We start from the raw sequence: 22,815 nt of genomic DNA on the forward strand, positions 1-22,815 counted from the left end.
CCCGGCAACGGCGGCGAGGCCAAGGCGGGTGAGAGCGCCGTCTACATCGTCAAGGACAGCGGCATCCGCTGCATCGCCCCGCCCTGCCCCAGCTACAACGCCGTCCTGGCGGACAAGCCGGACATGGACGCGATTCCGGTGCACGAGCTGGACTTGTCGGCGGTGACGGGCGGCAACGAGCAGCAGATGGACTCGCTGATGCAGCGCACGACGGCGGGCGGCCTCAAGGTTCGCGGCTCGCTGGAGACGCGGCCCAAGGCGGGCCCCTCGGGCGACGCCACCGTGCTGCGCGCCAGCAAGCTGGAGTAGGCGCCGCTAGAAGTGCAGGCCGAGTTGGAGGCCGGGCCAATGCTGGAGGCGCTGGTCCGCCTTCGGCTGGCTCTGGCTCACGGACATGCGCGTCACCGACGCGAAGTCCGGCTGCCCCCACACGAACCACATGTTGTAGGTGGGGCCGGCGAACACGGCCAGTCGCGGCAGCACCTGGACCCCCAGCATCACCCGGGCCTGGCCCAGCACGTTGCCGCCGTCGCCCTCCAGCGGCTTCTGCACCGGCTGCACCGCGCCGCCCGTCACGTCCAGGTCCAGCCAGAAGCGGTGCGACAGCACCACATGGCCCCCCACGCCCAGGCCGAAGCTGAAGCGCGCCTCATCGCCGCTGCCGGGTTCGATGCCCGCGAGCAGCGTCAGGTAGAGCGGACCTCCGCCCACCTTCACCGCGAGGTTGGCGAGCTGGATGTCGCTTCCCCACAGCTCCATGTGGACGTTGCCGCGGCGCAGTCCGCGTCGGATGCCGGGCGCTGCTTCCGCCGAGTCCTGGGCGAACGCACCTTCACCCTCCACCAACGGGAGGGGGCGCACCGCGCTGACGTCCGCGGCCGCCGCCCCCGCCCACAGCCACAGTGCGAGAAGGGCGCAGGGTTTCATCACTCCTTACTTTTGAAGCGTGAAGGACACCTGCGTCAAGCCCTCGGGCAAGAAGAGGGACGCGGTGTGCGCTTCTGGAGAGGCCGCCAGCACCCGGGCCGCCTCCAGGACGGGCTCCACCGCGAAGGGATGATCCGACGTCACCAGGAAGAAGCGCTCGAAGCGCGGTGCGTCATCCAGCTCGTAGGCCCCGGAGAGCCGATGCGTGCCGGAGGGCGAGAGCGTCGCGGCCTGGGCCCCCTGCTCCGGCGCGTGCACCGTCACCGAGCCGCGCCCGTCCACGGAGAGGATGACGCCGTGGGTCCGACCCGCCGCCACGTACGCCAGCTGCACCACGTCGCCCGCGACGGCGGAGGCACCCTCGGCGAGCAGCTCGTCCGCCTGGGCCCGCTGCCGGTGGACCTCCAGCCGGGGCGTCAGTCCCTTGGAGCGCGTGGGCTCCGGCTCCAGGCCCGCCACCGGGCCCGTCGTTTCCGTACCGGGAGAGCTGGGAGCGCCGCCGGGGTTGGAGTCGGGCTGCGCGATGACGAAGAGCGCGAGCGCGGCGAGCACGGGCACGAGCCCCATCGCCGACGTCAACCAGGGGGAACGAGCCGGAGCCTGGCGCGCTTGAGCGCCGCGACGAAAGCGGGTGTCCACCTCGCGGGCCACGCGCTCGGGTGACAGCCGCTCCAGGGTGGCGCGTGAGTCGGCCTCCAACGCGGCGAGCCGCTCCAGGCCCCCGGGCTCCTGCTCCAGCAGGGCGCGCGCGGCGGCCAGTTCGTCGGGGGGGAGCTCGCCCAGCGCGATTCGCTCCAGCAGCCAGTCCGGGATGCGTGCGGGGGAATTCATGCGGCCTCCAGCTCCAGCTCTTGCAGCGCCGACGTCAGCGCGCGCAGGCGCTTGCGCACGCCCGACACGGACAGGCCCACCTCGGCGGCCGTCTCCTCCAGCGTCATCCCGTCCACCAGGTGCAGCACCGCGATGTCCCGGCTGGACGCCGGCACGCGGCCGAAGAGCTTGTCCAACATCCCGCGGGCGTTGGCGCGTGACTCGGTGTCCTCCGCGGAGGCGATCTGCAACACCAGCTCATCCTCGCGGTCCTCGGGCCTGCGCTTCGCCCCCCGCAGCCGGTTGAGACACACGGTGGTGGAGATGCGGTGCAACAGGCTGGACGGCGCGGCGTCCTTCAGCGCCCCCTGGTAGCGCAGCAACTGCACGAACACATCGTGCATGGCGTCCACGGCCTTCTCCTCGTCACGCAGGAGGAAGCGGCAGCGCCGGAGCACCTGGGGGCCGTAGCGGCGGTAATAGGCCTCCACATCGATTGACACCGGCGTCGCGCCTCCCTCGTCCGGTGAAGGGAACACCGGTGCTCCGCGAACCTGTCACCCGCCGCTTCGCGATTTCGTCCCTACCCCGCTTCCTGCAAAATCTACAGGGCGGCCGACCAGGCAGGCGCTCGGGGCCGCTCCTGTCGAGTGTCGGGTTGTCGATGAAAACACCCCGGCTCCGCTGTACTCGACTGTAACGAAGCGGGACCCCATCACTACTTTCCGGTACTCGACCCCCCGAGCCCGTGACATCCGTGATTGAGACAGAAGACACCCTGACCCACCTCCGGGCCCGGTATCTGACCGCGCAGCTCGCGGGCAACCGGAGAGAAGCCCTCCGCCTGCTGGTGGACGAGGGACTGCTCGTCGGCGTCCCGCTCCAGGTGCTCCATCTGGAAGTCATCCAGCAGGCCCAGTACGAGATTGGCCGGCTGTGGCAGGAGAACGTCATCTCCGTGGCCCAGGAGCACCAGGCCACCGCCATCTCCCAGCTCGCGCTCGCCCACCTCTACCGCCACCTGCCGAGAGACCCGCCCAACGGCAAGCTCGTCATGATGTCGTGCGTGGAGGGGGAGCTGCACGAGATGGGGGCGCGCATGGCCAGCGACTTCCTGGAGATGGCCGGCTTCGACGTGCAATTCCTCGGAGCGAACGTGCCGCCCGAGCACCTGGAGCGCATGCTGCGCGAGGTGAAGCCCCACCTGCTCGCGCTCTCGGTGACGATGTCCTACCACCTGCCGGCCTTGCGCCGCGCGGTGGTGCACGCGCGCCAGGCCATGCCCGAGCTGCCCATCGCCGTGGGCGGGCACGCCTTCCGCTGGGCGCCGGGGCTGGAGCATGAACTGGACGTGAGCTTTCACGGCAAGGACGCGCGCGAGCTGGTCGCCGCCGCCTGCCGCACCCTGGGAGTTTGAGGAACCGAATGGAGACACCGAGCCGCCTGATCGAAGCGCGCGCCGATGCCCTCGCCAAAGCCTCTGTCGAGCCGATGTATCAAGACCCCTTCTGGGAGGCGCGCTACGGCGCCGAGCGGACCCGCCGCTTTGGCGACGAGGATGCCCGCTTCCATGTGCGCTACCTTGTGCAATCGTTGGACGAACACCGTCCCTCCGTCATGGAGGAGTATGCGCGGTGGCTTCGCACCTTGCTGGTGTCGCGAGGAATGTCCACCCTCCACCTCGACCTGAATTTCGCCGGGCTGGCCGCCGCGTTGGAGGCCGAGAATTGGGGCCCAGGCACCGAGCCGTACGAGCATGTGCGCGCCGCTCGGGAGGCCCTTCGCTATCCGGAAGGACCCTCGCGGGCGCTGCAAGATGACGCCGCGGAGCTGTGCCGAGCCGCCACCTCACGTCTGGCCCTCTACCTCACGGCGGAGGACCGGCCCCGATTGGAGGATGAACTGCGACTCCAGCTGTCATATCTCGCGGATGCACTCGCCGCGGGCAAGCCCGAGCTGCTGGCGGACCACGTGCGCTGGTACGTGGGCTTCTGGCCGCGCCGGGGCTTCGGACTGCTGGCATTTCCCACGGTGCTGGGGATGTTGAAGGCAGTGCTCGGAGCCAGGCATCCCCAGGCCCGCGCGCTGCTCGCCACCGCCGGTGTTTCATGGGACGAGACGCGCTCATGAGAATCTCCACGCCTGACGACAGCCCCTCCTTCGACGACCTGAGCCGCGAGGTGGCCCTGGCGTGTGACGCCGAGGGGACGCTCACCTGGGTGGATGCCCGCGCCCGGCAACTGCTCGATGCCTGGCCCGGCAAGTCGCTGCGGGCCATGGCCGCGCAGGGCACCGAGGACAAGGTCGACAAGTTGCTGGTGCAGGCCCGCGACGAGCGCGTGAATGGCTGGGAGCTCATCCTCTGCCATGACAACGTGCCCACGACCTTCGCCTTCCGCGCGCGCCCGCACCAGGGCGGCGTGCTGCTGGTGGGCAGCCTGGTGCCGGAGGACTACGGCCAGGCGCTGGAGCAGGTCAGCTCCACCATGAGCGAATTGTCCGCGCTGCACCGCGAGACGGAGGGACAGCGCCGCGAGCTCAAGCGCCGCGCGGACGAGCTGTCGCGGCTCAACCAGGAGCTGAACGAATCCAACCGGGGCATGCGCAGCCTGCACGCCGCGCTGGATGAGAAGGCGGAGGGCCTGCACCGCGCCGCTGAAATCAAGAACCGCGTCGTCGCCAACGTCAGCCACGAGTTCCGCACGCCGCTGCACTCCATCCTCGGCCTGTCCAAGGTCCTGCTCAACCCCATCAACGGGCCGCTGTCCGCCGAGCAGGAGAAGCAGGTCACCTTCGTCCGCAACTCAGCCGAGTCCCTCTTCGAGCTGGTCAATGACCTCCTGGATTTGTCCAAGGTGGAGGCGGGCAAGGCCACGCTGCGCCACAGCCACTTCGTGGTGCACGACCTGCTCGCCGCGCTGCGCGGCATGATGCGCCCGCTGGTGCCCGACGAGTCGCCCGTGGAGCTGCGGCTGGTGGAGCCCACCGAGCCGCTGGAGCTGGAGACGGACGAGACGCGGCTGAGCCAGGTGCTGCGCAACCTGGTGTCCAACGCGGTGAAGTTCACCGAGTCCGGCCACGTCACCGTCTCCGCGGCCCCGGGTCCGCGAGACACGGTCATCTTCACCGTGAAGGACACGGGCATCGGCATCGCCCCGGAGAACCACGAGCGCGTCTTCGAGGAGTTCACCCAGGTCGACAGCCACATCCAGCGCAAGGTGAAGGGCACGGGCCTGGGCCTGCCGCTGGCGCGCAGGCTGGTGGAGCTCCTGGGCGGAAACCTCACCCTCCAGAGCAAGCTCGGAGAAGGCTCCACCTTCACCGTCACCATCCCCCGCGTGCACATGGAGGTCTCGGAGATGGCGGGACTGTCCGAGCGCAGCCAGCACCTGGAGCCGGGCCGCGCGCCGGTGCTGGTGCTGGAGGACGACCGGCAGACGCTGTTCCTCTACGAGAAGTACCTGTCGCGCTCGGGATTCCAGGTGCTGCCGGTGCGCAGCACGGACGAGGCGCGCAAGGTGCTCCAGCGCGTGCGGCCCGCCGCCATGGTGCTGGACGTCATGCTGGAGGGCGAGACGAGCTGGAACTTCCTCGCGGAGATGAAGAACGGCGAGGCCACGCGGGACATCCCCATCCTCGTCGTCACGGTGACGGACCGCGAGCAGAAGGCGCGCGCGCTGGGCGCCGACGAGTTCTGGCTCAAGCCGGTGGACGAGGTCCGCCTCCAGAGGAAGCTGCAGGAGCTGGCGCGCAGCGGGCCGGTGGAGCGCATCCTCATCATCGACGACGACGACGTGCACCGCTACCTGCTCAAGCAGCTGCTCAAGGACATGCCCTACTCGCTGTTGGAGGCCGCGGGCGGCGTCGACGGCGTCCGGCTGGCGCGCGAGCAGGTGCCCCAGCTCATCTTCCTGGACTTCATCCTGCCGGACATCACCGCGTTCGACGTGCTGGACGCGCTGAAGGCGGACCCTCGCACGCGCGAGATTCCCATCATCCTCCACACCTCGCACGAGCTGCGCGAAGACGAGCGCGCGCGGCTGGCCCACGAGACCTCGGCGATTCTCTCCAAGCACACGCTCAGTCGCGAGGTGGCCATCAGCCGCATCCGCGACGCCCTGGCCAAGGCGGGCCTGGGCTCCCACACCCCACAGGAGGGGAGACGTGGTTGAACCTCGACTGGCCACCGTCCTCAACGTCAACGACGACGACGCCAACCGCTACCTGGTCAATCGCATCCTGGAGATGGCGGGCTACCACGTGCTGGAGGCCGCCACCGGCATGTCCGCGCTGCTCATGGCGGAGCAGCACCGGCCGGACGTCGTCGTCCTGGACGTGAAGCTGCCGGACGTCAGCGGCTACGAGGTCTGCGCGAGGCTGCGCGCCAACCCGAGCACGGCGTCCATCGCCGTCATGCACACGTCCGCCACCTTCGTCACCTCCGACAAGAAGGCGCGGGGCCTGGACTCCGGCGCCGACGCGTACCTCACCCAGCCCTTCGATGCCTCGGAGCTGGTGGCCACGGTGCGCTCGCTGCAACGGCTGCGGCAGGCGGAGCAGGCCGCGCGCAGGCGCGCCGACGAGCTGGCGGAGATGGACCGGCGCAAGGACGAGTTCCTCGCCATGCTCGCGCACGAGCTGCGCAATCCCCTGGCCGCCATCATGACGGCCATCGGCATCCTGGAGCGCAAGCCGACCGACGACACCAAGGAAGCGCGGATGCGCGGCATCATCCACCGGCAGACCCACCACCTGGCGCGCCTGGTGGATGACCTGCTGGACGTGAGCCGGATTACGCGCGGCAAGGTGGAGCTGCGCACGGGCCGGTTGGATTTGCGCGCGGTGCTGCTCCAGGTCGTGCAGATCATCCGCCCTTCCGCCGAGGCGCGCGGCCTGGGGCTGGAGGTGTCGCTGCCCGACGTCCCGATGTGGCTGAGCGGGGACGCCACGCGGCTGGAGCAGGTCTTCACCAACCTCCTGGACAACGCCGCCAAGTACACCGACAGCGGCCACATCTCCCTGCGCGTGGAACGCGAGGGCGTGGACGGCACCGCGCAGGCCGTGGTGCGGGTGCGCGACACGGGCATCGGCATCCCCACGGAGGTGCTGCCGCGCATCTTCGACCTGTTCGCCCAGGCGGACACGTCCCTGGAGCGCACGCGCGGGGGCCTGGGCATCGGCCTGACGCTGGTGCGCCAGTTGGTGCAGCTCCACGGTGGTCAGGTCACCGCGCGAAGCAATGGCACGGGCACGGGCTCGGAGTTCGAGGTGAGGCTGCCGCTCCTGCACCTCATGGACGACCCGGTGGCCCCGTCGCTCACGCGGCGCGCCCGGGCCACGCGCCACATCCTGCTGGTGGAGGACAACGCCGACGCGCGGCAGGCCATGCGGGAGCTCCTGGAGCTGTGGGGACACCACGTGGAGGTGGCGCCGGACGGACTGCAGGGCGTGGAGCTGGCGGTGAAGAAGCGGCCGGAGCTGGCGCTGGTGGACATCGGCCTGCCGGGGCTGGACGGCTACCGGGTGGCGCAGGAGCTGCGCACGCGCGTGGGCAACGACATCCGCCTCGTCGCGATTACGGGCTACGGCGGGCCAGAGGGACACGACCGGGCGCTCAAGGCGGGCTTCGACCTGCACATCGTCAAGCCGGTGAAGCCGGACGAGTTGGATCGCCTGCTGTCGAATCTTTGAGTGGAGCGGAACGAGAAGAAGGCGCGGGCCGGCGCCCTTGAAGTGGGCTGCGCGCTAGCGCCGGCCCAGGGCGTTGGCCACCAGCCCCAGCAGCTTCACGTGGGGGGCTTCGAGCTGACGCACGGTGCGAAGCAAGCGCCGGACTTCCGGTCGCTCGGCGGGTGCTGACGACGGTTCGCTGGTGCGCGAGGACGCGGTGCCATGCGACGCGAGCCCCAGCAGCTCGTCCGCCGACACATGCAACTCGTGACACAGCTTGAGCAACGTCTGCACGCTGGGAAGCATGCCGCCGCGCTCCAGACGCCCATAGACCTCTGTGGCCACGTCGATGCGTTCGGCCACGTCAGCTTGTGTGAGCTCCAGCCGGTTCCGCGCGACTCGCGCAGCCGCTCCGATGGTGGTTGCCAGTTTCTTGTCCATGCCTTGCCGACCCGAAACGTTTGGCCGCTGGCATAGGACGTATAGAGGCAGACAGACAGAACTTGTCGGGTCAGCCTCAGGTTGTTCACCCAGCGGGTTACCGTCCCAGAGGGAGACTTTCGGGGTCCCGAGTGCCTCCGCACCCGCCCCTTTTCCTCGACGGAAGACCCGTCTTCCAGGCACAACCCGGCCCCCTGAAATCAGGGGAAGAGGCCCTCTGAGCGGACAACCTGTGACGTTGGGCGGGGATTTTCCTACGGTGCCGGAGAGTCCTGCGACGAGGGCCTCCCCCCAAGGTTGTATCCGCTGTCCGCCGCTTCATCACGTCACCGGTCCCTAGCGCCACGCCGGGTGTCCAAGGCCTGTCGCGGTGGGCGCGCGCGGGGGTGTCTTCACGAGGCCCGTGTCCGCTCGTGGGGCCGCCCTGCCGCACGCGGGGTACGCAGGCGGGGGCACGACCTGGGACAACCGGTGGCATTCGAGGGGCAGACGACCTTGGGAGTCGCGCGCGCTGGGGGCGGGAGGACTAGGCTTGGGCGGCGATGGCGCTCGGACGGAGCAACCTGCTGGTGAAGCTCTGCGTGGCGATGGGCGTGGTGGCCCTGCCGCTGCTCGTCGCCATCCTCGGCTACGTGCTGCCGCAGCTTCGCGCGCAGCTCCACGCGGACCGGGTGCGCGGGCTGCGGCAGGCGGTGGAGACGGCCTACGGAATCCTTCGCGAGTACGAGGCCCAGGAGCGCTCGGGCACGCTGACGCGGGACGAGGCGCAGCGACAGGCCGCCGCGCTGCTCCAGTCGCTGCGCTACTCCAGCGTGGAGTACTTCTGGGTGAACGATTTGGACACGCGGCTGGTCATGCACCCGCACCTGCCGAAGAGGGTGGGCCAGGACATGAAGGGCTACCGCGACGTGCGCGGGCGGCCGGTGTTCGTGGACATCGTCACCCTGGTGCGCCAGCACGGGGAAGGCTCGCTCGGCTACGAGGCCACGCGGCCGGGCTCGCCGGAGCCCATCCCGAAGGAGAGCTACGTGAAGCTCTTCAAGCCGTGGGGCTGGGTGCTGGGCACGGGCGTGTACGTGGAGGACATCGACCGGGAGGTCTCCGCGGTGAGGCAGCGCATCCTCCTCGCGATGGGCGGCGCGCTGGTGCTGGCGATGCTCTCGGGCGCGTACGTGTCGCGGCGGGTGGTGCGGCCGGTGCGCGCGCTCTCGGACGCGGCCCACCGGGTGGCGCGGGGAGACCTGTCGGTGCGGGTGGAGGTGCGCACCGAGGACGAGGTGGGCCAGCTCACCCAGGCCTTCAACGGCATGGTGGCGGGCCTGCGGGAGGTGGTGGAGGCGCTGGTGGAGGCGGCGGGCGCCACGGCGGCGGACGCCGAGCAGATCCGCGTCTCCACCGACGGCCTGTCGCGCACGACGCGGGAGCAGTCGGAGTCGCTCCAGCGCGCGGCCGAGTCGGTGCAGGACATGAGCCTGCATGTCTCCCGGGGCGCGGCGGCGGCGAGGGTGGCGGCGGAGGCGGCGGTGGGCCACGGGCAGGTGGCGCGCGCGGGCGGCGTGGCGGTGGACCAGGCGTCCCGGAAGATGGGGGAGATTGTCGACGTGGTGGAGCGCTCGGCGCGCACGGTGGAGCAGCTCCAGGAGTCCGGCCGGGCGACGGCGCGGATGCTCCAGGTCATCCAGGCGGTGGCGGACGAGACGCGGATGCTGGCGGTGAACACGGCGATTGAAGCCGTGCGCGCGGGGCAGCACGGCAAGGGCTTCTCCGTGGTGGCGGGCGAGGTGCGCAAGCTGGCGGAGCGCACGCACGAGGCCACGAGCCAGGTGCGCGAGCTGCTGGTGAAGAACGAGGCGGACACCGCGGCGGCGGCGGAGTTGATGCGCCGGGGCACGTCGAAGGTGAACGAGGGCATGGGCCTGTCCTCGGCCGCGGGCGAGGCACTGGCGCGGTTGTTGTCCGGAGTGAAGGAGCTGGGCGCGCGCGTGGAGACGATGGCGGAGCAGAACGCGCGCCAGTCCGCGTCGGGTGAGTCCATCGCCGGGCGCATCCAGGCGCTCTCGGTGCGCTCGGCGGAGTCAGTCTCGGGGGTGGAGCGCATTGCCCGCTCGGTGGACGACTTGAGGGCCAGGGCCTCGCGGCTGCGGGAGCTGGCCGCCCGCTTCACCACGTCGGGGCCGGGTTAACCTTTCTTCACACCCGCGCAACGCCCGGGACAGGGGCGCGGGGCAGTCTCCACCTCCACACGGGGCGCGGCTTCTCGCCGTCCCCCATTCGGAGGCAAGACACATGGCGCTGGCATTGACGCGGGCCCCCGGGCGCGAGCCCGTGGTGTTCGGATACGCGCTGGAGACGCTGCTGTCGACGGCGGCGCCCCTGACACCGTTCACCGAGAAGGCGCTGGAGCGACAGGGCCTCTTCGCGCACCGCCCCCTGTACACCGCCTATCCCTGCGCAGTGTGGCCCAAGGCCATCCAGTTGCTGGCGGCGGCCGAAAGCCCGCCCCACGCGGACCGCGAGGCGGCGGAGTACGCGCTGGGCCTGCGCTTCGGGGAGCGGTTCATCCACGCGCGCATGGGCACCGCGCTCCAGGACTTCGCCCAGGTGGTGGGCCCGGAGAAGATGCTCTTGCGCATGGCGCGCAACCTGCGCTCCATCAACAACTTCCTCGACGTGTCGGTGGCGCCCCGGGGCGATGACGGCGGCTGGGAGCTGAGCCTCTATCCGGTGCGGGAGTTCGTGGACCACCCCCGCCGGCTTTCGGACCCGCCTCACTTCATGCGCGGCCTGCTCACCTTCGCGTTCCAGCACAGCGGCGCGCCCACGGCCCGAGTCACCCTCCTGAACCACGATGAGACGCGGGCCGTGACGACCTTTCACGTCGGCCTGTAGTCAGGGTCCACGCGCTGGAGGGGAGCCCCCTCGACGCGCGCCTCGGCGCGCGGCACCGGCAACAGGATGCGAGCCGTGGTGCCCACGCCGGGCCGGCTCTCCAGAGTCAGCGTGCCGCCATGCGCGTCGACGATGCGCCGGGCCAGCGCGAGCCCCATGCCCACGCCACCGGTGCGCCGCGCGCGACTGCGGTCCGTGCGGAAGAAGGGCGTGCCCACGCGGGACAGGTCCTCCGGCTCGATTCCGATGCCCTCGTCGGCGACCTCCAACGACAGCTCTCCCGGCGTGCCGGAGAGGGCACGCAGCCGCACGGCCGTCCCCGACTCGGAGTACTTGCCCGCGTTGTCGAGCAGGTTGTCCAGCGCGCGCCGCAGCAACATCGGGTCCGCCTCCAGCGTGGGCATGGCGCCCTCCACGCTCACCTCCAGCACCCGCCCCGGACGCGCGGAGCGGAAGCGCGAGGCCGCCTTCTCCACGAGGCCGCGAATCTCCACCTGCTCGGGCCGCAGCGGCGGAGTCCCCGTGGTGGCGCCCTCCGAGGCCAGGTCCAGCTTCGCGGTGGTGAGCACGTCATCCACCAGTCGCTCCAGCTCGGACAGGTCGCCGGTGATGTCCGTCAGCATCTCCCGCGCGGTGGCCGCGTCACCCTCCTCCGCCAGGTCCAGCGCCACGCGGATGCGCGCCAGCGGCGTGCGCAGCTCGTGCGACACGTTGGCCAGAAGCTCCTTCTGCGAGCGCAGCAGATTCGTGATTCGTCCCGCCATTTCGTCGAAGGCCTCCGCCACCTGTCCCAGCTCGTCGCGCCGACGGATGCCGGTGCGGGTGTCCAGCTTCCCCTCGCCCAGCGCGCGCGCCACCTCCGCCAGGCGCTGGAGCGGCTCGGCCAGGGTGCGCGCGAAGGCCAGCGAGGTGATGGCCGTGCACAGCAGGACCGCGCCCAGCACGAGCGCGGTGTTGCCCGGGGGCGGCTCGGGCGGACGGGTGATGATGGTGGCGTAGGCCTCCACCGGCCCGTCCTCGGGAATGGGCAGCGTGAGCGAATGGGGAGGAGGCCCCCCCGAGAAGCGCTCACCGCGCTCCGCCAGGTGCTCCAGCTCCACGGGCCCCAGCGCGGGGGTGGGTGACGCGGTGTTGGTGGCGATGAGCCGCCCGGAGGCGTCTCTCAGCGTCACCCGCGCCTCGAGCAGCCTGGCGGCTCGGTCCAACGACGCCTGGAGCGCCACCGGGTCTTCCAGCAGCTCCTCCCACTCGCGGATGTTGTACGCGGCATTGCGCGTGAAGCCGTGCTTCAGCGGCTTCTCCAGGATGAAGAAGCGGGCGACGTAGAGCGTGGCGACCACCAGCACGAGCTGGGCGAGGCCCACCAGGTAGATGCGCAGCAGCAGCCTGCCCGGAGGCTGCAGGCGAAGACTCACGACTCCTCACCCGTGGCGAGCATGTAGCCGGCGCCGCGCACCGTCTTCAGCAAGAGGGGGTTGCGCGGGTCCACCTCCAGCTTCTGACGGAGCCGGAAGATGTGCACGTCCACGGAGCGGTCGAACACCTCGTCCGCGCTGCCCTTCACCAAATCCAGCAACTGCTCCCGGCTGAGGACGCGGCCGGCGCGCTCGGCCAGCACGCGCAGCAGGCTGAACTCGTACGTGGTGAGCTGCAACGCCCGCCCGTCCAGCGTGGCGCGGAGGCTGCGCGGGTCCATGAGCAGTCGCCCCGCGTGCACCGGCTGCGAGGAGGGGCCCGCCTTGCCTCGGGCCCGGCGCACCTGGGCGCGGATGCGGGCGAGCAGCTCCCGCGACGAGTAGGGCTTGGGCAGGTAGTCGTCCGCGCCCGTCTCCAGGCCGAGCACGCGGTCGGCCTCCTCGCCGCGCGCGGTGACCATGATGATGGGCACGTCGGTGCGCCCCCTCAAATCCCGGCACACCTCCAGCCCGTCCCTCCCGGGGAGCATCAGGTCCAGGAGGATGACGTCGAAGACATGGCGGTTGGACTCCACCAGCGCGTCGGTGCCGGAGTGGGCCAGCGTGACGACGACCCCATGCTCCTGGAGGTAGCGGGCGGTGAGCCGGGCCAGTCGCTCGTCATCCTCGACGAGCAGGACCTGGATGGTGCCTTCCTCCAGGCTGGGACGATTGAGCTGCTCCATTCGCGTGCTCCTCCTGCTTCCGCGGACCTTCCAGGTGGGAAAGTAACAGCGGAGCCGTGGCCCGGGAGCAAGCAGGGAGGAGTCTGGCGCCTCGCGGGACGCTCCGGCCGGGTCCAGCGAGGGCATTCACGCTCCCGGGCCACACCCTGAGGGTGGCACCGGGATGTGTCCAGGATGCGTCCCTGGGATGACGGATTGTTACGGGGTGTAGGCGGAAGGCCCGCCCGGCCACCGGACAGCCGGGCGGAGCCCCTTCGGGCCCGTCACCTCAAGGGGCCGATGCCTGCCTCAGCGCAGGGTCCACTTCTGGTTCGCGCCGCCGCCACACTCCCAGATTTGCAGCCGCGCGCCGTTGTTCGGGTTCCAGTCCTTCACGTCGACGCACTTGTTGGCCTGCGGGTTGACCAGGTCCCCCGCGCCGCTGAGCACGAACCGCTGGGCCGCGTTGCCATTGCAGTCGTGGAGCTGGATGAGGGCGCCGTTCTCCGTGGAGCCCCAGGTGACGTCCATGCACTTGCCGAACGCGCGCAGCGTGCCGTCGCCGTGGAACGTCCAGCTCTGCGCGGCGCTGCCGTTGCAATCCCAGAGCTGGATGGGCGTGCCGTTGGCCGTGTTGGAGTGGTCCACGTCGATGCAGCGGCCGTTGAGGCCGACGATGGCGCGTCCCCCGCCGCCGCCGCCGTTGGTGGTGAGCGACAGGCCGTAGACGGAGAGAATCTCGTTCACCGGCTGGTAGTACATGGTGCCGCCGGTGGAGCAGTTGCCCACGCCGCCGGACGTCACGCCCTGCGCCTGGTTGCCCGAAATCCACGAGCCGCCCGAGTCGCCACCCTCCGCGCACGCGTTGCTGCGCGTGAGGCCATACACGGGGCCGACGTTGTAGTTGACGGTGACGTTCTTCGCCTCGATGACGCCACAGCGCCAGCCGGTGGTGGAGCCGGAGCGACACACGGACGCGTTGATGCCCGCCTCGGCGGAACCGGAGACGATGACGTTGCCGCCCGCGTAGTTGTAGACCCACGGCTGCGACGCCCACGAGCCGTTGACCTGGACCCAGCCGTAGTCGTTGTCCGGGAAGGACGAGCCGCGCACGGTGCCCTGCGCCGCGCCGTTGAAGCCCGCGGTGCTGGAGTTCACCCCGCCGCAGTGGCCCGCGGTGACGAAGCCTCCCGCCACGGAGAAGCCGATGGAACAGCGCACGTTGCCGTTGATGTAATAGGCGTCGCCGCCGCGCAGGTCATACATGGGACGCGGCTGCTCGGAGGAGACCTCCACGCGCACCGCGCGGTCCGCCGCGCCGCTCTCCGCGATGAAGCGCTCGGCGTTCACCACCGCCGCGTCCTTGGCGAGCACCACCACGCTGTTGGTGATGACGTCCACGTACCAGCCATGGATGTCCTTGCTGGCCACGTCCGCGCCCTTGTCCAGCGCCGCCTTCAGCGCGTCCAGCTCGCGCTCCGTGCGCGTCACCCAGCGCGGCTCGGCGCCCGCTTTCAACGCGGCCTCGGCACCGGCGGCGGTGGTGACACCGACGATGAGCCGGTCTCCCTCCTCGCTCAGCCACGCGCCACCGAACGTCCCGCCCAGCTCTCCGCGCAGCGAGGCTTCCGTGCGCGCCGCGAGCGCCTCCGTGACGAGCCGCTGGCGGGCCTGCGTGGCCGTCAGGCCCAGGTCCCGCTGCATCGCCTGCAGCACCTCCGGAGACACGTCCTGCGCGAGCGAGGCCTCATCGGCCGCCAGCGCGGACAGGGGGAACAACGCGGCACCGGCGAACAGCGCCGTCGCGGTGGAGAGCGCCTGGAGTCTTCGGTTCATGGGGGCTTCCTTTCGACTCGACACGGGGAACGCGCACCGGCGAACGGGCCGGTCCGCGGAGGCCACGGAAGCGAGATTCAGGAGCCAAGTCAAACAATTCAAGTATTTCTAGAAAATCACGACACTTCTATCGGACGAACAATAAAGTCCATGACGCCGTGGACGCGCGGCGTCATTTCCGCTGGGCGGACGTTTCTCCAGTTAATGGATGAAGCCGCGTCTCTCGCGGGCCGTGTTCAGGCTGAACCGTGCGTCTCGGCCAGGGCGCGTCGGTCCACCTTGCCCGCGGAGGTGCGCGGCAAGGCCTCCACGAAGCGCACGGAGCGAGGCGTCTTGTAGCGGGCCAGGCGGCCATCGCAGAAGGCCAGGAGGACCTCGGCGGTGGGCGAGGTCCCCGCGCGGAGGACGACGAGGGCGCGCGGTGTCTCTCCCCACTTCGCGTCGGGCACGCCGATGACGGCGACCTCCGCGACGTCGGGGTGGCCGGAGAGGACGCTCTCCACCTCGGAGGGGTAGATGTTCTCTCCCCCGGAGATGATGAGGTCCTTGCCTCGGCCGACGATGCGGAAGCAGCCGTCGTCGTCACGCAGGGCCAGGTCTCCGGTGCGCAGCCAGCCGTCGGCGAAGGTGCGCGCCGTCTCCTCGGGCCGGCGCCAGTAGCCGGCGCACACGTGGGGACCGCGCAGGAGCAATTCGCCCACGTCCCCTGGCTGTCGCTCGCCTTCGATGCGCGCCTCCACGTGGAAGAGCGGCACGCCGACGAAGCCCGGCTTGCGACGCACGTCCGCCGGAGGGAGCCAGAAGTTGTTGGGGCCCGCCTCGGTGAGGCCGTAGCCCGTCTTGAAGGCGACGCCCCGGGTGAAGAACCGCTCGAACACGGACAGCGGACACGGCGCGCCACCGCTGACGAGCAGCTTGAGCCGCGAGAAGTCCACCGACTCGAAGCGCACGTGGCGCTGCATCTCGATGAACATGGTGGGCACGCCGAAGACGAGGCTCACCTCGCGCTGGTGGATGAGCTCGAACACCTGCTCCACGTCGAAGCCCTTGCACACCACGGAGGCGCCGCCCACGTACACCAGGGGCAGCGTGAAGACGTTGAGGCCGCCGGTGTGGAACAGCGGCGCGTTGAGCACGGCCACGTCTTCGGACGTCAGGCCCCAGCTCACCACGGTGTTGGCGGCGTTGGCCGTCACGGAGCCGTGGGTGAGGACCGCGGCCTTGGGGACGCCGGTGCTGCCGCCCGTGTAGCAGAGCATCCACGGCGCATCGGCCTCCAGCTCCAGCGCGGGGAGCGCGGAGGGGGCAGCCGCATTGCGCTCCTCGACGAAGGAGCGCTCACCCGGGCCCGCCTCGCCGAGGCCCAGCCAGTGGCGCACGAAGGGGGCGCGGGCGCGCACGGTGTCCACCTGGGCCCGCAGCTCCGGGCCGTACACGAGGACGGAGGGCTCCGCGTCCGCGAGGATGCCGACGAGCTCCAAGGCACTGAGGCGCCAGTTGAGCGGCTGGAGGATGGCGCCCAGCTTGGCGCAGGCGAAGAGGAGGTCCAGCGTCTCCACGCGGTTGTGCGCGAGCACGGCGACGCGGTCCCCGCGCTGGACGCCGAGCACGTGGTGCAGGTACGCGGCGGTGCGCGAGGCGGCGGCGTTCCACTCGCGATAGGTGATGCGACGGCGCCCGCCCCGGGTGGAGTCGACGAGGGCGGGATGGTCGGGGTCCAGAGCCGCGCGGCGGGCCAGCCAGTCATGGACGATGGGCATGGCCCCGCACGCTAGCCGAGCGCCGGGAAGTGTGCCCGGCGCTCGTCACCCGAACGCTCCCCGGTTCACACCTCCGGGAAGATGAGCAGACCGCGCTCCGTGTCCACGACATAGACGTAGCCGTCTCCCGGGACACGGATGCCGATGGCGCCGACATAGGGGGACCCGCCGAAGTCCGAGTCTTTCTCCTGCCAGGTGTTGAAGTAAGCAATCTCCCGGGGCCGCGCGGGTCTGGTCACGTCCAGCACCCGCACGCCGTACTGGTAGTGGGTCAGGTAGAGCCGGCCGCCGACGAGCTCCATGTTGTGGATGGAGACCTCGGGCGACAGCTTGTACTCGCCGATGAGCGTGGGGTTCTCCGGGTCATTCAGGTTGAGCACGCGCAGGTGGGCGCCCCAGTTCTCCCCGCCCTCGAAGGCGATGAGGTTGTTGTTCATGTACGCCACGCGCGAGGTGTGGCTGGTCGCGTGCGGCGGCTTGTACGCGCCCAGCTTCTTCACGTTCGCCGGGTCCTTCGCATCGAGGATGAGCAGGCCCGCGTTCCAATGACTGACGAAGAGCAGGTGGTTCAGGGAGGTGGCGTCGTGCGAGTAGGAGGTTTCAGCCCCGGTGAAGCTGGGGTCGCTGTAGCTGCCCAGGCGCACCGGCTCCCGCGCGTTCGTCACGTCGTGGATGGTGGTCCCCACCCTGCCGCTGGCCGACATGGAATACAGCCGGTTGCCCGACACGAAGAGGGTGTGGATGTTGACGCGGTTGCCGTCGGAGAGGTCTCGGACGAAGGTCGGGTTCGCGGGGTCGGTGATGTCGAACACGAGCACGCCCCGGGAGGCGCTGGCGACATAGAGCGCGTCGTCCTTCGCCCACACGCCGTTCCAGTAACCGTTGCCAGGAATCTGGACGGCCCTCACCAGCCGGGGTGCCGTGCGGACCTTCAGGTCGAAGACGGAGAGGCCACCGGGGCCATTGTCAATGCTGTTGATGGACACGACATAGGCATGGCCCTTGGTGACATAGACATCCACGGGTATCCCCATGCGCTCACCGATGGCCGCTTCGCCCAGCAACGTCAGCCCGCCGGAAGACTCCGCCTCGCCCGGACGACGACGAACCCGGGCGCCCTCGAACGTGCTCAACAGCGGGGCGTCGGCCCCTGTGCAGCGCAGCTCACAGCCCGTCAGCCGGTCCGGGCCCTGCGCCGCGCACCCCACTTCCGTGAGGATAGAGGGCCTCCCGTCCGGGAGCGTGAATGTCGACGTCCGGAAATAGGGGTGTCCCCCATGGGCGGGGTCGGGCTCGAAGTAGAAGTACAGGTTCGTGAAGTACTGGGACACGGGGAGCGCGGCGGTCGCTGCCTCGAGGACGCGCACATTGAAGCTTCCGGACGCCAGTCCGTTCAGGCTCGCGAGGTCGCAGCCGGACAGGTCGAAGGCATCCATGGACTCACAGTCTTCGGCGGTGAGAACCGTGGAGCGGAGCGAACAGGCGGCGAGCGGCTCCGGAGCCCAGTCGGCCGCGTCCTGAATGGGCGCGCCCGGTGACAGGTCCACGGGGACCTCCACGACCTCGTAGTCCCGGCTGTTGCATGCCCCCAGCGAACCCACGCACATCAACGTCGCGACAACACCGTACGTCCACTTCACCATGACAGCCCCCGGGGATGGGGCCAGCGAGACCTGGAGGCACGAGCAAAGGAAGACAGCCGGCCCGGATAATCGCGAACGAAGTGGGGCCCTATCCATATCGTGGCAAACAGGGCGGCGTTCAATCCAAGACATCAAGGCCGGGACACGGGAGCAGGGGCTCCGGACGCTGCCCTGCCTTGAACACTTGAAGCCCGCGAGGTAGAGAACGACCCCTCATCTCCGCAGGGGGCGGGGAGCCACGGCGGGGACACCTTCTTCATGCACAATCGCGGCGCCGAGAAGGAATACCTCCAAGACGGACTGCGCAGCGGCCTCAAGCTCGACGCGCGCTTCGACGCCCTGACGCCCCACCTCCACGTGGCGTGGATTGCCTGGGACAGCGGCTTCCGCGGCTCGGGCCTGCGCGTCGGCGACCGGGTCATCGCCATCGACGGTCAGCCCGTCGTCAAGCCACCCGACCAGACCACCGCGCAGCGCACGGTGCCCTTCCTTCTGGGCCAGTACGCCGAGAACCAGACCTGGGCCAAACAGGGGCGCAAGGAGGGTGACAAGGTCCAGGTGCGAATCGCTCGCCGGCGCGAGCCCGGCGAAGGCTGGGAGGAGCACGAGTTCAGCGGCACCCTGCTCCGCGAACGCACCTGGGGCATCGCCGACACGACGCGGCGGATCCTCGGCCCGGGCGGACCCGAGAGCATGGGTCGCGATGGCTTCGACGAAGCCTGGATGTCGTGGCTCGAGAAGCGCGTCTTCGACTGGGAGCGCCTGCTCGACAGCACCTTCGGCGCCTGGCGCACCTCGCGGGGGACGCGCGCTGAGCTCGCGAACCACCTCGGACACAAGGCCCGGGTCGACTCCCTCGTCGAGCATCACCCCGGCCCCTTCGCGTCGGCGATGCGCGAGGACTGGGAGACGGTGCGCGCCTGTCTCGAAGGAGACCTCGTCACGCTCCCGGCGGATGCGCTGGAGTTCCGCACCCGGGGCGAGGAGCAGGTGAAGGCCATCGGCCTCCAGGCCGCTGCGTCCTGGAAGGCCCTGCTGGCGGCCCATGCTGGAGAGACCCTCAGCGCCTTCCCTACCGTCGACCCCTTCCGTGGCGACCGCTCGGCATTGACGGGCAAGCTGGTCTCGCTGCCGACGGTGACGCAGCGCGAGTGGCTGGTCGACATGGGCAAGGGCTACCTGGCCTGGAACCAGTCGGGCGCGTGGGTCTTCTGCCCCGTCGACAGCCCGGCCATGAAGAAGGTCTTCACCGCCATGCAGCACTATCAGCGGCGCGTGGCACCCTCGGTGCGAATCGACATCGCCCTGCTCGGCCGCATCCTGCCTGACCCGCGCCTGCTCGCGGGCTCCGGGCGCACCGCCGCGGGCCTGGAGGTGGAGCCCGTCGCAGCGCTGGTCGGCGGCGTGGTCTGCGTCGATGCCAGCGATTCGAGCGAGGGCGGACCGCGCTTCGCAGGAGAGGAGACGCTCAGCCAGGAGACCTCCGGGGCCCCGGCCGATGACGCGGGCCCGCGCGAGGTCATCACCGCCATGATTTCGGCCGTGAAGCGCGGCGACCAGGAGACGTGGAACGGCCTCTTCGCCGACTGGCGCGCCGTGCCCGACTCCAACCGGCCCATCTACTACCCGGTCTGGACCTGGAACGGCCGCGACAGCGAGTGGGTGCGCTCACGACAACTCCTGCTCAACAAGGTGCTCGACGCGCGGGTGCGCTGGAGCAGCGAGGCACGGGTCGTCATCCAAGGCGACGAGGCCCCGGGCCTGCCGCGCATCGAGGAGGTCGAACTGGAGGTGGACCACGTCGGCCTCTTCGAGGGCCAGACGAGGACCTTCAATTCGGTCGAGGTGCGGCGGAAATGGACGGTCCAACGCCGCAACGGTGGCCCCTGGCGCATCACCAGCGAGCAGAGCCTGTAAGGAGCATTCCATGGGCTGGTACTCAAGCCGCGTCTCGGAACTCAACGAACGACTGACCCGCGCCTCCGAGGGCGCCGCCGACCCGGTGAAGCGCGCCCTGAGCGACGCCATCGTGAAAGTGGGCAACGTGGCCGACCAGGCCCTCACCGCCATGCTCGACGCCAGTGAGCGCACCAGCGCGGGCAACCTGGGGACTCAGCGCAAGTGGCAGGAGCGCTGTGCCACGGCCACGGCCGACATCAGCCGCGCCTTTGGCGATGCCGCCAAGGACAACATGCTGACGCCAGCGCTCCAGCTCTTCTGGTACCAGGCGCTGGAGCACGAGATGGCCTTCTTCGACGCCCTGGCCAAGGTGCAGACGCCCCAGCTCCACGACGACCTGCTGGTCCACCAGGACCTGCTCAACAAGATGCTCGGCGAGCTGTGGGACAAGTGGACCTTCCTGCTGTCCAAGGACGTCGTCTTCGAGAACGACCAGCGCCAGGTGGTGCAGCAGGTCTCACGGATGGCGCAGTCCATCATCGACGAGCTCGCTCCGGGCGTGCTCAAGCGCGCCAGCGAGGGCGTCTCGCGCGCCACCTCGAAGTCGCTCGGCGTGGCGCTCAAGCTCGACGACAAGTTCCTGGCCGGCAAGGGCGTGGACGTGGCCAAGCTCGTCGCCTCGATTTTCGATGTCGACATCCCCGACGAAATCAGCCGCGACCTGCTGGACGCGGTGCAGGGGGGCTCCGAAATCTACCAGGTGCAGAAGGGCCACTACCGCAACCTGGTGGCGACCTACCAGAGCCTGGTGCAGGCGGAGAAGGGCAGCGTCCTGCTGCTCTTCAATTCGACGCGGGCGGAGGTCGACACGTACCGCGACAAGAATGACTTGGGGAAGGCCAAGGTCATCCTCGACCAGGCCAAGGGGTATCTCTCCGACTGGGCCTACCGCGTGCCCAGCTCGGCCCAGAAGAGCGAGGCCGCCAGCTTCAAGGACAAGGTCTGCGCGGCCATCGACACCGACTGGAGACTCACCGAGGAGCTCGACGGCAAGTTCCGCGACAAGTTCAAGGGCATCTTCGTGCAGTCCCTGGGCAGCGAGACCATCGAGCAGCTCGCGGAGTCCTATCTCTTCCGCCAGCACATCGAGGAAATCACTCGCAAGGACGCCGCCGGCAAGCTCAAGGCGTTGCCGGGCCTCATCCAGAGCGAGGTCGACAGCGCGCTCGAAAAGGGCCTGCGCCCCCTCGACGACCTGGTCAACCGTGTCCCGGAAGAGGTGCGCGAGCTGGCGCGCCTGAAGAACCAGCAGTTCAAGGACCACGTGCGCGCCAGACTCAAGGAGCGCATCCAGGCGATTCTCCCGGCCATCCTGGAGCTGGCCGCGTTCTGGGACCCCAGCAACCTCTCGCGGGACTTCAGCCGCGAGGAGCTGGAGAAGGCCCTGCGCTGAACAGCGCCCTCTGCATGGCCTCAATAGATGTCCAAGGCAGGAATCGGCAGGCCCGAGAGGTCCAACAGATAGAGACACACTTCGCGAAAGGCCCTGCCCTCTCCTTCGTCTTCGGGCGACCACACCTGATAGGCCCGATAGCGCCCCTGCCGGACACCTTCGAGCAACCAGAGCGAAGCATCCAGTTGGATAGACTCCCCACGCCTCTCTCGCGTTCTGTACTTCCAGAAGCCAAAGCGCTCCAACCTGCGCAGAACCTCGGACCACTCGCTGGGCAGTAGAAAGCGGGTGCGCTGGAGCGTGGGCCCAGAGACGTAGACATCATCCTCTTTGCGCTCCCAGCTCACCTGGAGCTGATGGACATCTCCAAACCGCTCGACCCGGACGCTCACGGGCCTGGGCAGGGAGTGCACATAAGTGAACCGGTAGACCTCCGTCCCGGGTGCCGCGGGCCAAAGAGGTCTCTCACCCAGTTGATGAAGGAACTCGGAGCACTGACAGCGCGACCATTTTTCGTGCGTGCCACTTCGAGCCTCTGGCTCGAATTCAGAGTTGAAGGTGACGGCAAGCGCGCCCGCAGGCAAAAGAACTGGGTACCAAGACCGCGTTTCGTAACCCGACACACAATGCTCTTCGCGTTCCGCGGGAAGCTCCGTTGCGCCAGATGCATCCACCCTTCGCGCACACGCCCCAAGAACTCCCAAGGCGACCAGCAGGGCGAAGTGCATCCTCCCAGAGGAAGCGAGCTGACGAGGCCAGGGGACGGGCATGGGAACCGAGCCTGCGCGAAGGCCGGCTCGGCTTCGTCACGGAAGGCTCACGATTCGCGCACGACACCGTGAGCCCTACCCGCGCTCACGGCACCAGCACCAGCTTGCCCACCGTCGTCCCGGACTCCAGCGCCTTGTGCGCCTCCGCGACGGAATCCAGCGGGAACTTCGTCACCTGCGGCGACACCACCTTCCCCTCTTCCACCCAGGCCAGCAGCCGCGCCATGCTGTCCTCCAGCACGAAGCGCTGCTCGAACAGGTACGACAGGTTGAAGGCCAGCACGCTCATGTTGTCGTTCGTCAGCGTCAGCGGGTCGAAGCGCGGCGTCCTCATCCAATCCCACGCGAGCTTCGCGTAGTTCGGCCGCCCGCCCGTGCGCGGCAGCATCGAATGAAACCCGTAGATGACCAGCTTCCCCGGTGACGCCAGGTGCCGGTAGCTGTCGCGCAGCGTGGACGGCCCGTTCGCGTCCAGCACCACCTCGTAGCCCTTCGGCGACGCCGCCTCCGCCGCCTTCCACAGGTCCTCACGGCTCTTGTCGATGACCACGTCCGCCCCCAGCGCGCGCGCCGCCTCCACCTTGTGCGTCCCGCCCAC

General features: G+C 69.5%; 19 protein-coding genes. 9 read left to right on the top strand and 10 right to left on the bottom strand.

All coding sequences use genetic code 11. The features are described 5' to 3' along the window. Positions 1-309: DUF6748 domain-containing protein (locus HUW62_RS32780; protein ID WP_368670524.1), on the top strand; the 309-nt coding region annotated here is incomplete at its 5' end. A 6-nt stretch (positions 310-315) separates the two neighbouring features. Here the strand turns inward: HUW62_RS32780 and HUW62_RS32785 are convergent. Genes HUW62_RS32785 through HUW62_RS32795 form a run of 3 tightly spaced genes read right to left on the bottom strand, consistent with a single transcriptional unit; the run spans position 316 to position 2,240 of the window. Continuing rightward, entirely contained in the window at positions 316-927 is a 612-nt protein-coding gene (locus tag HUW62_RS32785) for a peptidase (RefSeq protein ID WP_163867697.1), read from the bottom strand. A 6-nt stretch (positions 928-933) separates the two neighbouring features. Then, entirely contained in the window at positions 934-1,758 is an 825-nt protein-coding gene (locus HUW62_RS32790; protein WP_176436649.1) for an ActD-like protein, read from the bottom strand. Further along, positions 1,755-2,240: an RNA polymerase sigma factor gene (locus HUW62_RS32795; RefSeq protein WP_163867699.1), complete on the bottom strand. Its 486-nt coding sequence runs from the start codon at positions 2,238-2,240 to the stop codon at positions 1,755-1,757. Before HUW62_RS32795 ends, HUW62_RS32790 begins: the two co-directional genes overlap by 4 nt. 254 nt (positions 2,241-2,494) lie before the next feature. Between HUW62_RS32795 and HUW62_RS32800 the strand changes: the two genes are divergently transcribed. The 4 genes from HUW62_RS32800 to HUW62_RS32815 are packed head-to-tail and all read left to right on the top strand — an operon-like array spanning position 2,495 to position 7,428. Next, entirely contained in the window at positions 2,495-3,154 is a 660-nt protein-coding gene (locus HUW62_RS32800) for a B12-binding domain-containing protein (RefSeq protein WP_163867700.1), read from the top strand. A gap of 8 nt (positions 3,155-3,162) precedes the next feature. Continuing rightward, positions 3,163-3,867, top strand: coding sequence for a hypothetical protein (locus HUW62_RS32805; protein WP_163867701.1), 705 nt, complete (start codon positions 3,163-3,165; stop codon positions 3,865-3,867). Further along, positions 3,864-5,909, top strand: coding sequence for a hybrid sensor histidine kinase/response regulator (locus HUW62_RS32810; RefSeq protein ID WP_176436650.1), 2,046 nt, complete (start codon positions 3,864-3,866; stop codon positions 5,907-5,909). The genes HUW62_RS32805 and HUW62_RS32810 overlap by 4 nt, the downstream gene beginning before the upstream one ends. After that, the gene (locus HUW62_RS32815) at positions 5,902-7,428 is read left to right on the top strand and encodes a response regulator (protein WP_176436651.1); all 1,527 of its coding nucleotides are present in this window, start codon (positions 5,902-5,904) and stop codon (positions 7,426-7,428) included. Before HUW62_RS32810 ends, HUW62_RS32815 begins: the two co-directional genes overlap by 8 nt. A 54-nt stretch (positions 7,429-7,482) precedes the next feature. On the opposite strand, the gene HUW62_RS32820 is transcribed toward HUW62_RS32815, so the two are convergent. Further along, complete coding sequence (locus HUW62_RS32820; RefSeq protein WP_163867704.1) at positions 7,483-7,848, bottom strand: helix-turn-helix transcriptional regulator; 366 nt, start codon at positions 7,846-7,848, stop codon at positions 7,483-7,485. A 542-nt stretch (positions 7,849-8,390) separates the two neighbouring features. Here HUW62_RS32820 and HUW62_RS32825 point away from each other — a divergent pair. Next, the gene (locus HUW62_RS32825) at positions 8,391-10,031 is read left to right on the top strand and encodes a methyl-accepting chemotaxis protein (protein ID WP_176436652.1); all 1,641 of its coding nucleotides are present in this window, start codon (positions 8,391-8,393) and stop codon (positions 10,029-10,031) included. 103 nt (positions 10,032-10,134) lie between these two features. Next, a complete protein-coding gene (locus tag HUW62_RS32830; protein ID WP_163867706.1) occupies positions 10,135-10,737 on the top strand; it encodes a DUF2378 family protein in 603 nt (200 codons plus the stop codon). Here the strand turns inward: HUW62_RS32830 and HUW62_RS32835 are convergent. The 5 genes from HUW62_RS32835 to HUW62_RS32855 form a co-directional block, all read right to left on the bottom strand. Then, on the bottom strand, positions 10,722-12,152 hold the full coding sequence (locus HUW62_RS32835) for a HAMP domain-containing sensor histidine kinase (RefSeq protein WP_176436653.1): 1,431 nt from the start codon (positions 12,150-12,152) through the stop codon (positions 10,722-10,724). The two genes, HUW62_RS32830 and HUW62_RS32835, sit on opposite strands and share 16 nt — an antisense overlap. Continuing rightward, entirely contained in the window at positions 12,149-12,877 is a 729-nt protein-coding gene (locus HUW62_RS32840) for a response regulator transcription factor (RefSeq protein WP_163867708.1), read from the bottom strand. The genes HUW62_RS32835 and HUW62_RS32840 overlap by 4 nt, the downstream gene beginning before the upstream one ends. Positions 12,878-13,165: 288 nt before the next feature. Then, a complete protein-coding gene (locus tag HUW62_RS32845) occupies positions 13,166-14,692 on the bottom strand; it encodes a S1 family peptidase (RefSeq protein WP_176436654.1) in 1,527 nt (508 codons plus the stop codon). A 236-nt stretch (positions 14,693-14,928) separates the two neighbouring features. Next, on the bottom strand, positions 14,929-16,452 hold the full coding sequence (locus tag HUW62_RS32850; RefSeq protein WP_163867710.1) for a long-chain fatty acid--CoA ligase: 1,524 nt from the start codon (positions 16,450-16,452) through the stop codon (positions 14,929-14,931). Between the two features lie 65 nt (positions 16,453-16,517). Continuing rightward, the gene (locus HUW62_RS32855) at positions 16,518-18,095 is read right to left on the bottom strand and encodes an LVIVD repeat-containing protein (RefSeq protein WP_176436655.1); all 1,578 of its coding nucleotides are present in this window, start codon (positions 18,093-18,095) and stop codon (positions 16,518-16,520) included. Between the two features lie 258 nt (positions 18,096-18,353). Here HUW62_RS32855 and HUW62_RS32860 point away from each other — a divergent pair, with 258 nt between their 5' ends. Both HUW62_RS32860 and HUW62_RS32865 read left to right on the top strand, forming a co-directional pair. Continuing rightward, positions 18,354-20,012: a hypothetical protein gene (locus tag HUW62_RS32860; RefSeq protein WP_176436656.1), complete on the top strand. Its 1,659-nt coding sequence runs from the start codon at positions 18,354-18,356 to the stop codon at positions 20,010-20,012. A gap of 10 nt (positions 20,013-20,022) precedes the next feature. Further along, entirely contained in the window at positions 20,023-21,447 is a 1,425-nt protein-coding gene (locus tag HUW62_RS32865) for a hypothetical protein (RefSeq protein WP_176436657.1), read from the top strand. Between the two features lie 855 nt (positions 21,448-22,302). On the opposite strand, the gene HUW62_RS32870 is transcribed toward HUW62_RS32865, so the two are convergent. Beyond that, positions 22,303-22,815, bottom strand: a 513-nt coding sequence (locus tag HUW62_RS32870; RefSeq protein WP_176436658.1) for a zinc-binding dehydrogenase, incomplete at its 5' end; no start/stop codon positions are given.

The sequence above is a fragment of the Myxococcus sp. AM011 genome (assembly GCF_013372595.1).
Classification (GTDB): Bacteria; Myxococcota; Myxococcia; order Myxococcales; family Myxococcaceae; genus Myxococcus; species Myxococcus eversor.

Bases quoted from the DNA above. Each gene is read 5' to 3' on its own strand.
- HUW62_RS32850 (WP_163867710.1), bottom strand. From the start codon at position 16,452: ATGCCCATCGTCCATGACTGGCTGGCCCGCCGCGCGGCTCTGGACCCC.
- HUW62_RS32805 (WP_163867701.1), top strand. From the start codon at position 3,163: ATGGAGACACCGAGCCGCCTGATCGAAGCGCGCGCCGATGCCCTCGCC.
- HUW62_RS32860 (WP_176436656.1), top strand. From the start codon at position 18,354: ATGCACAATCGCGGCGCCGAGAAGGAATACCTCCAAGACGGACTGCGC.
- HUW62_RS32810 (WP_176436650.1), top strand. From the start codon at position 3,864: ATGAGAATCTCCACGCCTGACGACAGCCCCTCCTTCGACGACCTGAGC.
- HUW62_RS32855 (WP_176436655.1), bottom strand. From the start codon at position 18,095: ATGGTGAAGTGGACGTACGGTGTTGTCGCGACGTTGATGTGCGTGGGT.
- HUW62_RS32845 (WP_176436654.1), bottom strand. From the start codon at position 14,692: ATGAACCGAAGACTCCAGGCGCTCTCCACCGCGACGGCGCTGTTCGCC.
- HUW62_RS32790 (WP_176436649.1), bottom strand. From the start codon at position 1,758: ATGAATTCCCCCGCACGCATCCCGGACTGGCTGCTGGAGCGAATCGCG.
- HUW62_RS32865 (WP_176436657.1), top strand. From the start codon at position 20,023: ATGGGCTGGTACTCAAGCCGCGTCTCGGAACTCAACGAACGACTGACC.
- HUW62_RS32830 (WP_163867706.1), top strand. From the start codon at position 10,135: ATGGCGCTGGCATTGACGCGGGCCCCCGGGCGCGAGCCCGTGGTGTTC.
- HUW62_RS32840 (WP_163867708.1), bottom strand. From the start codon at position 12,877: ATGGAGCAGCTCAATCGTCCCAGCCTGGAGGAAGGCACCATCCAGGTC.
- HUW62_RS32785 (WP_163867697.1), bottom strand. From the start codon at position 927: ATGAAACCCTGCGCCCTTCTCGCACTGTGGCTGTGGGCGGGGGCGGCG.
- HUW62_RS32825 (WP_176436652.1), top strand. From the start codon at position 8,391: ATGGCGCTCGGACGGAGCAACCTGCTGGTGAAGCTCTGCGTGGCGATG.
- HUW62_RS32820 (WP_163867704.1), bottom strand. From the start codon at position 7,848: ATGGACAAGAAACTGGCAACCACCATCGGAGCGGCTGCGCGAGTCGCG.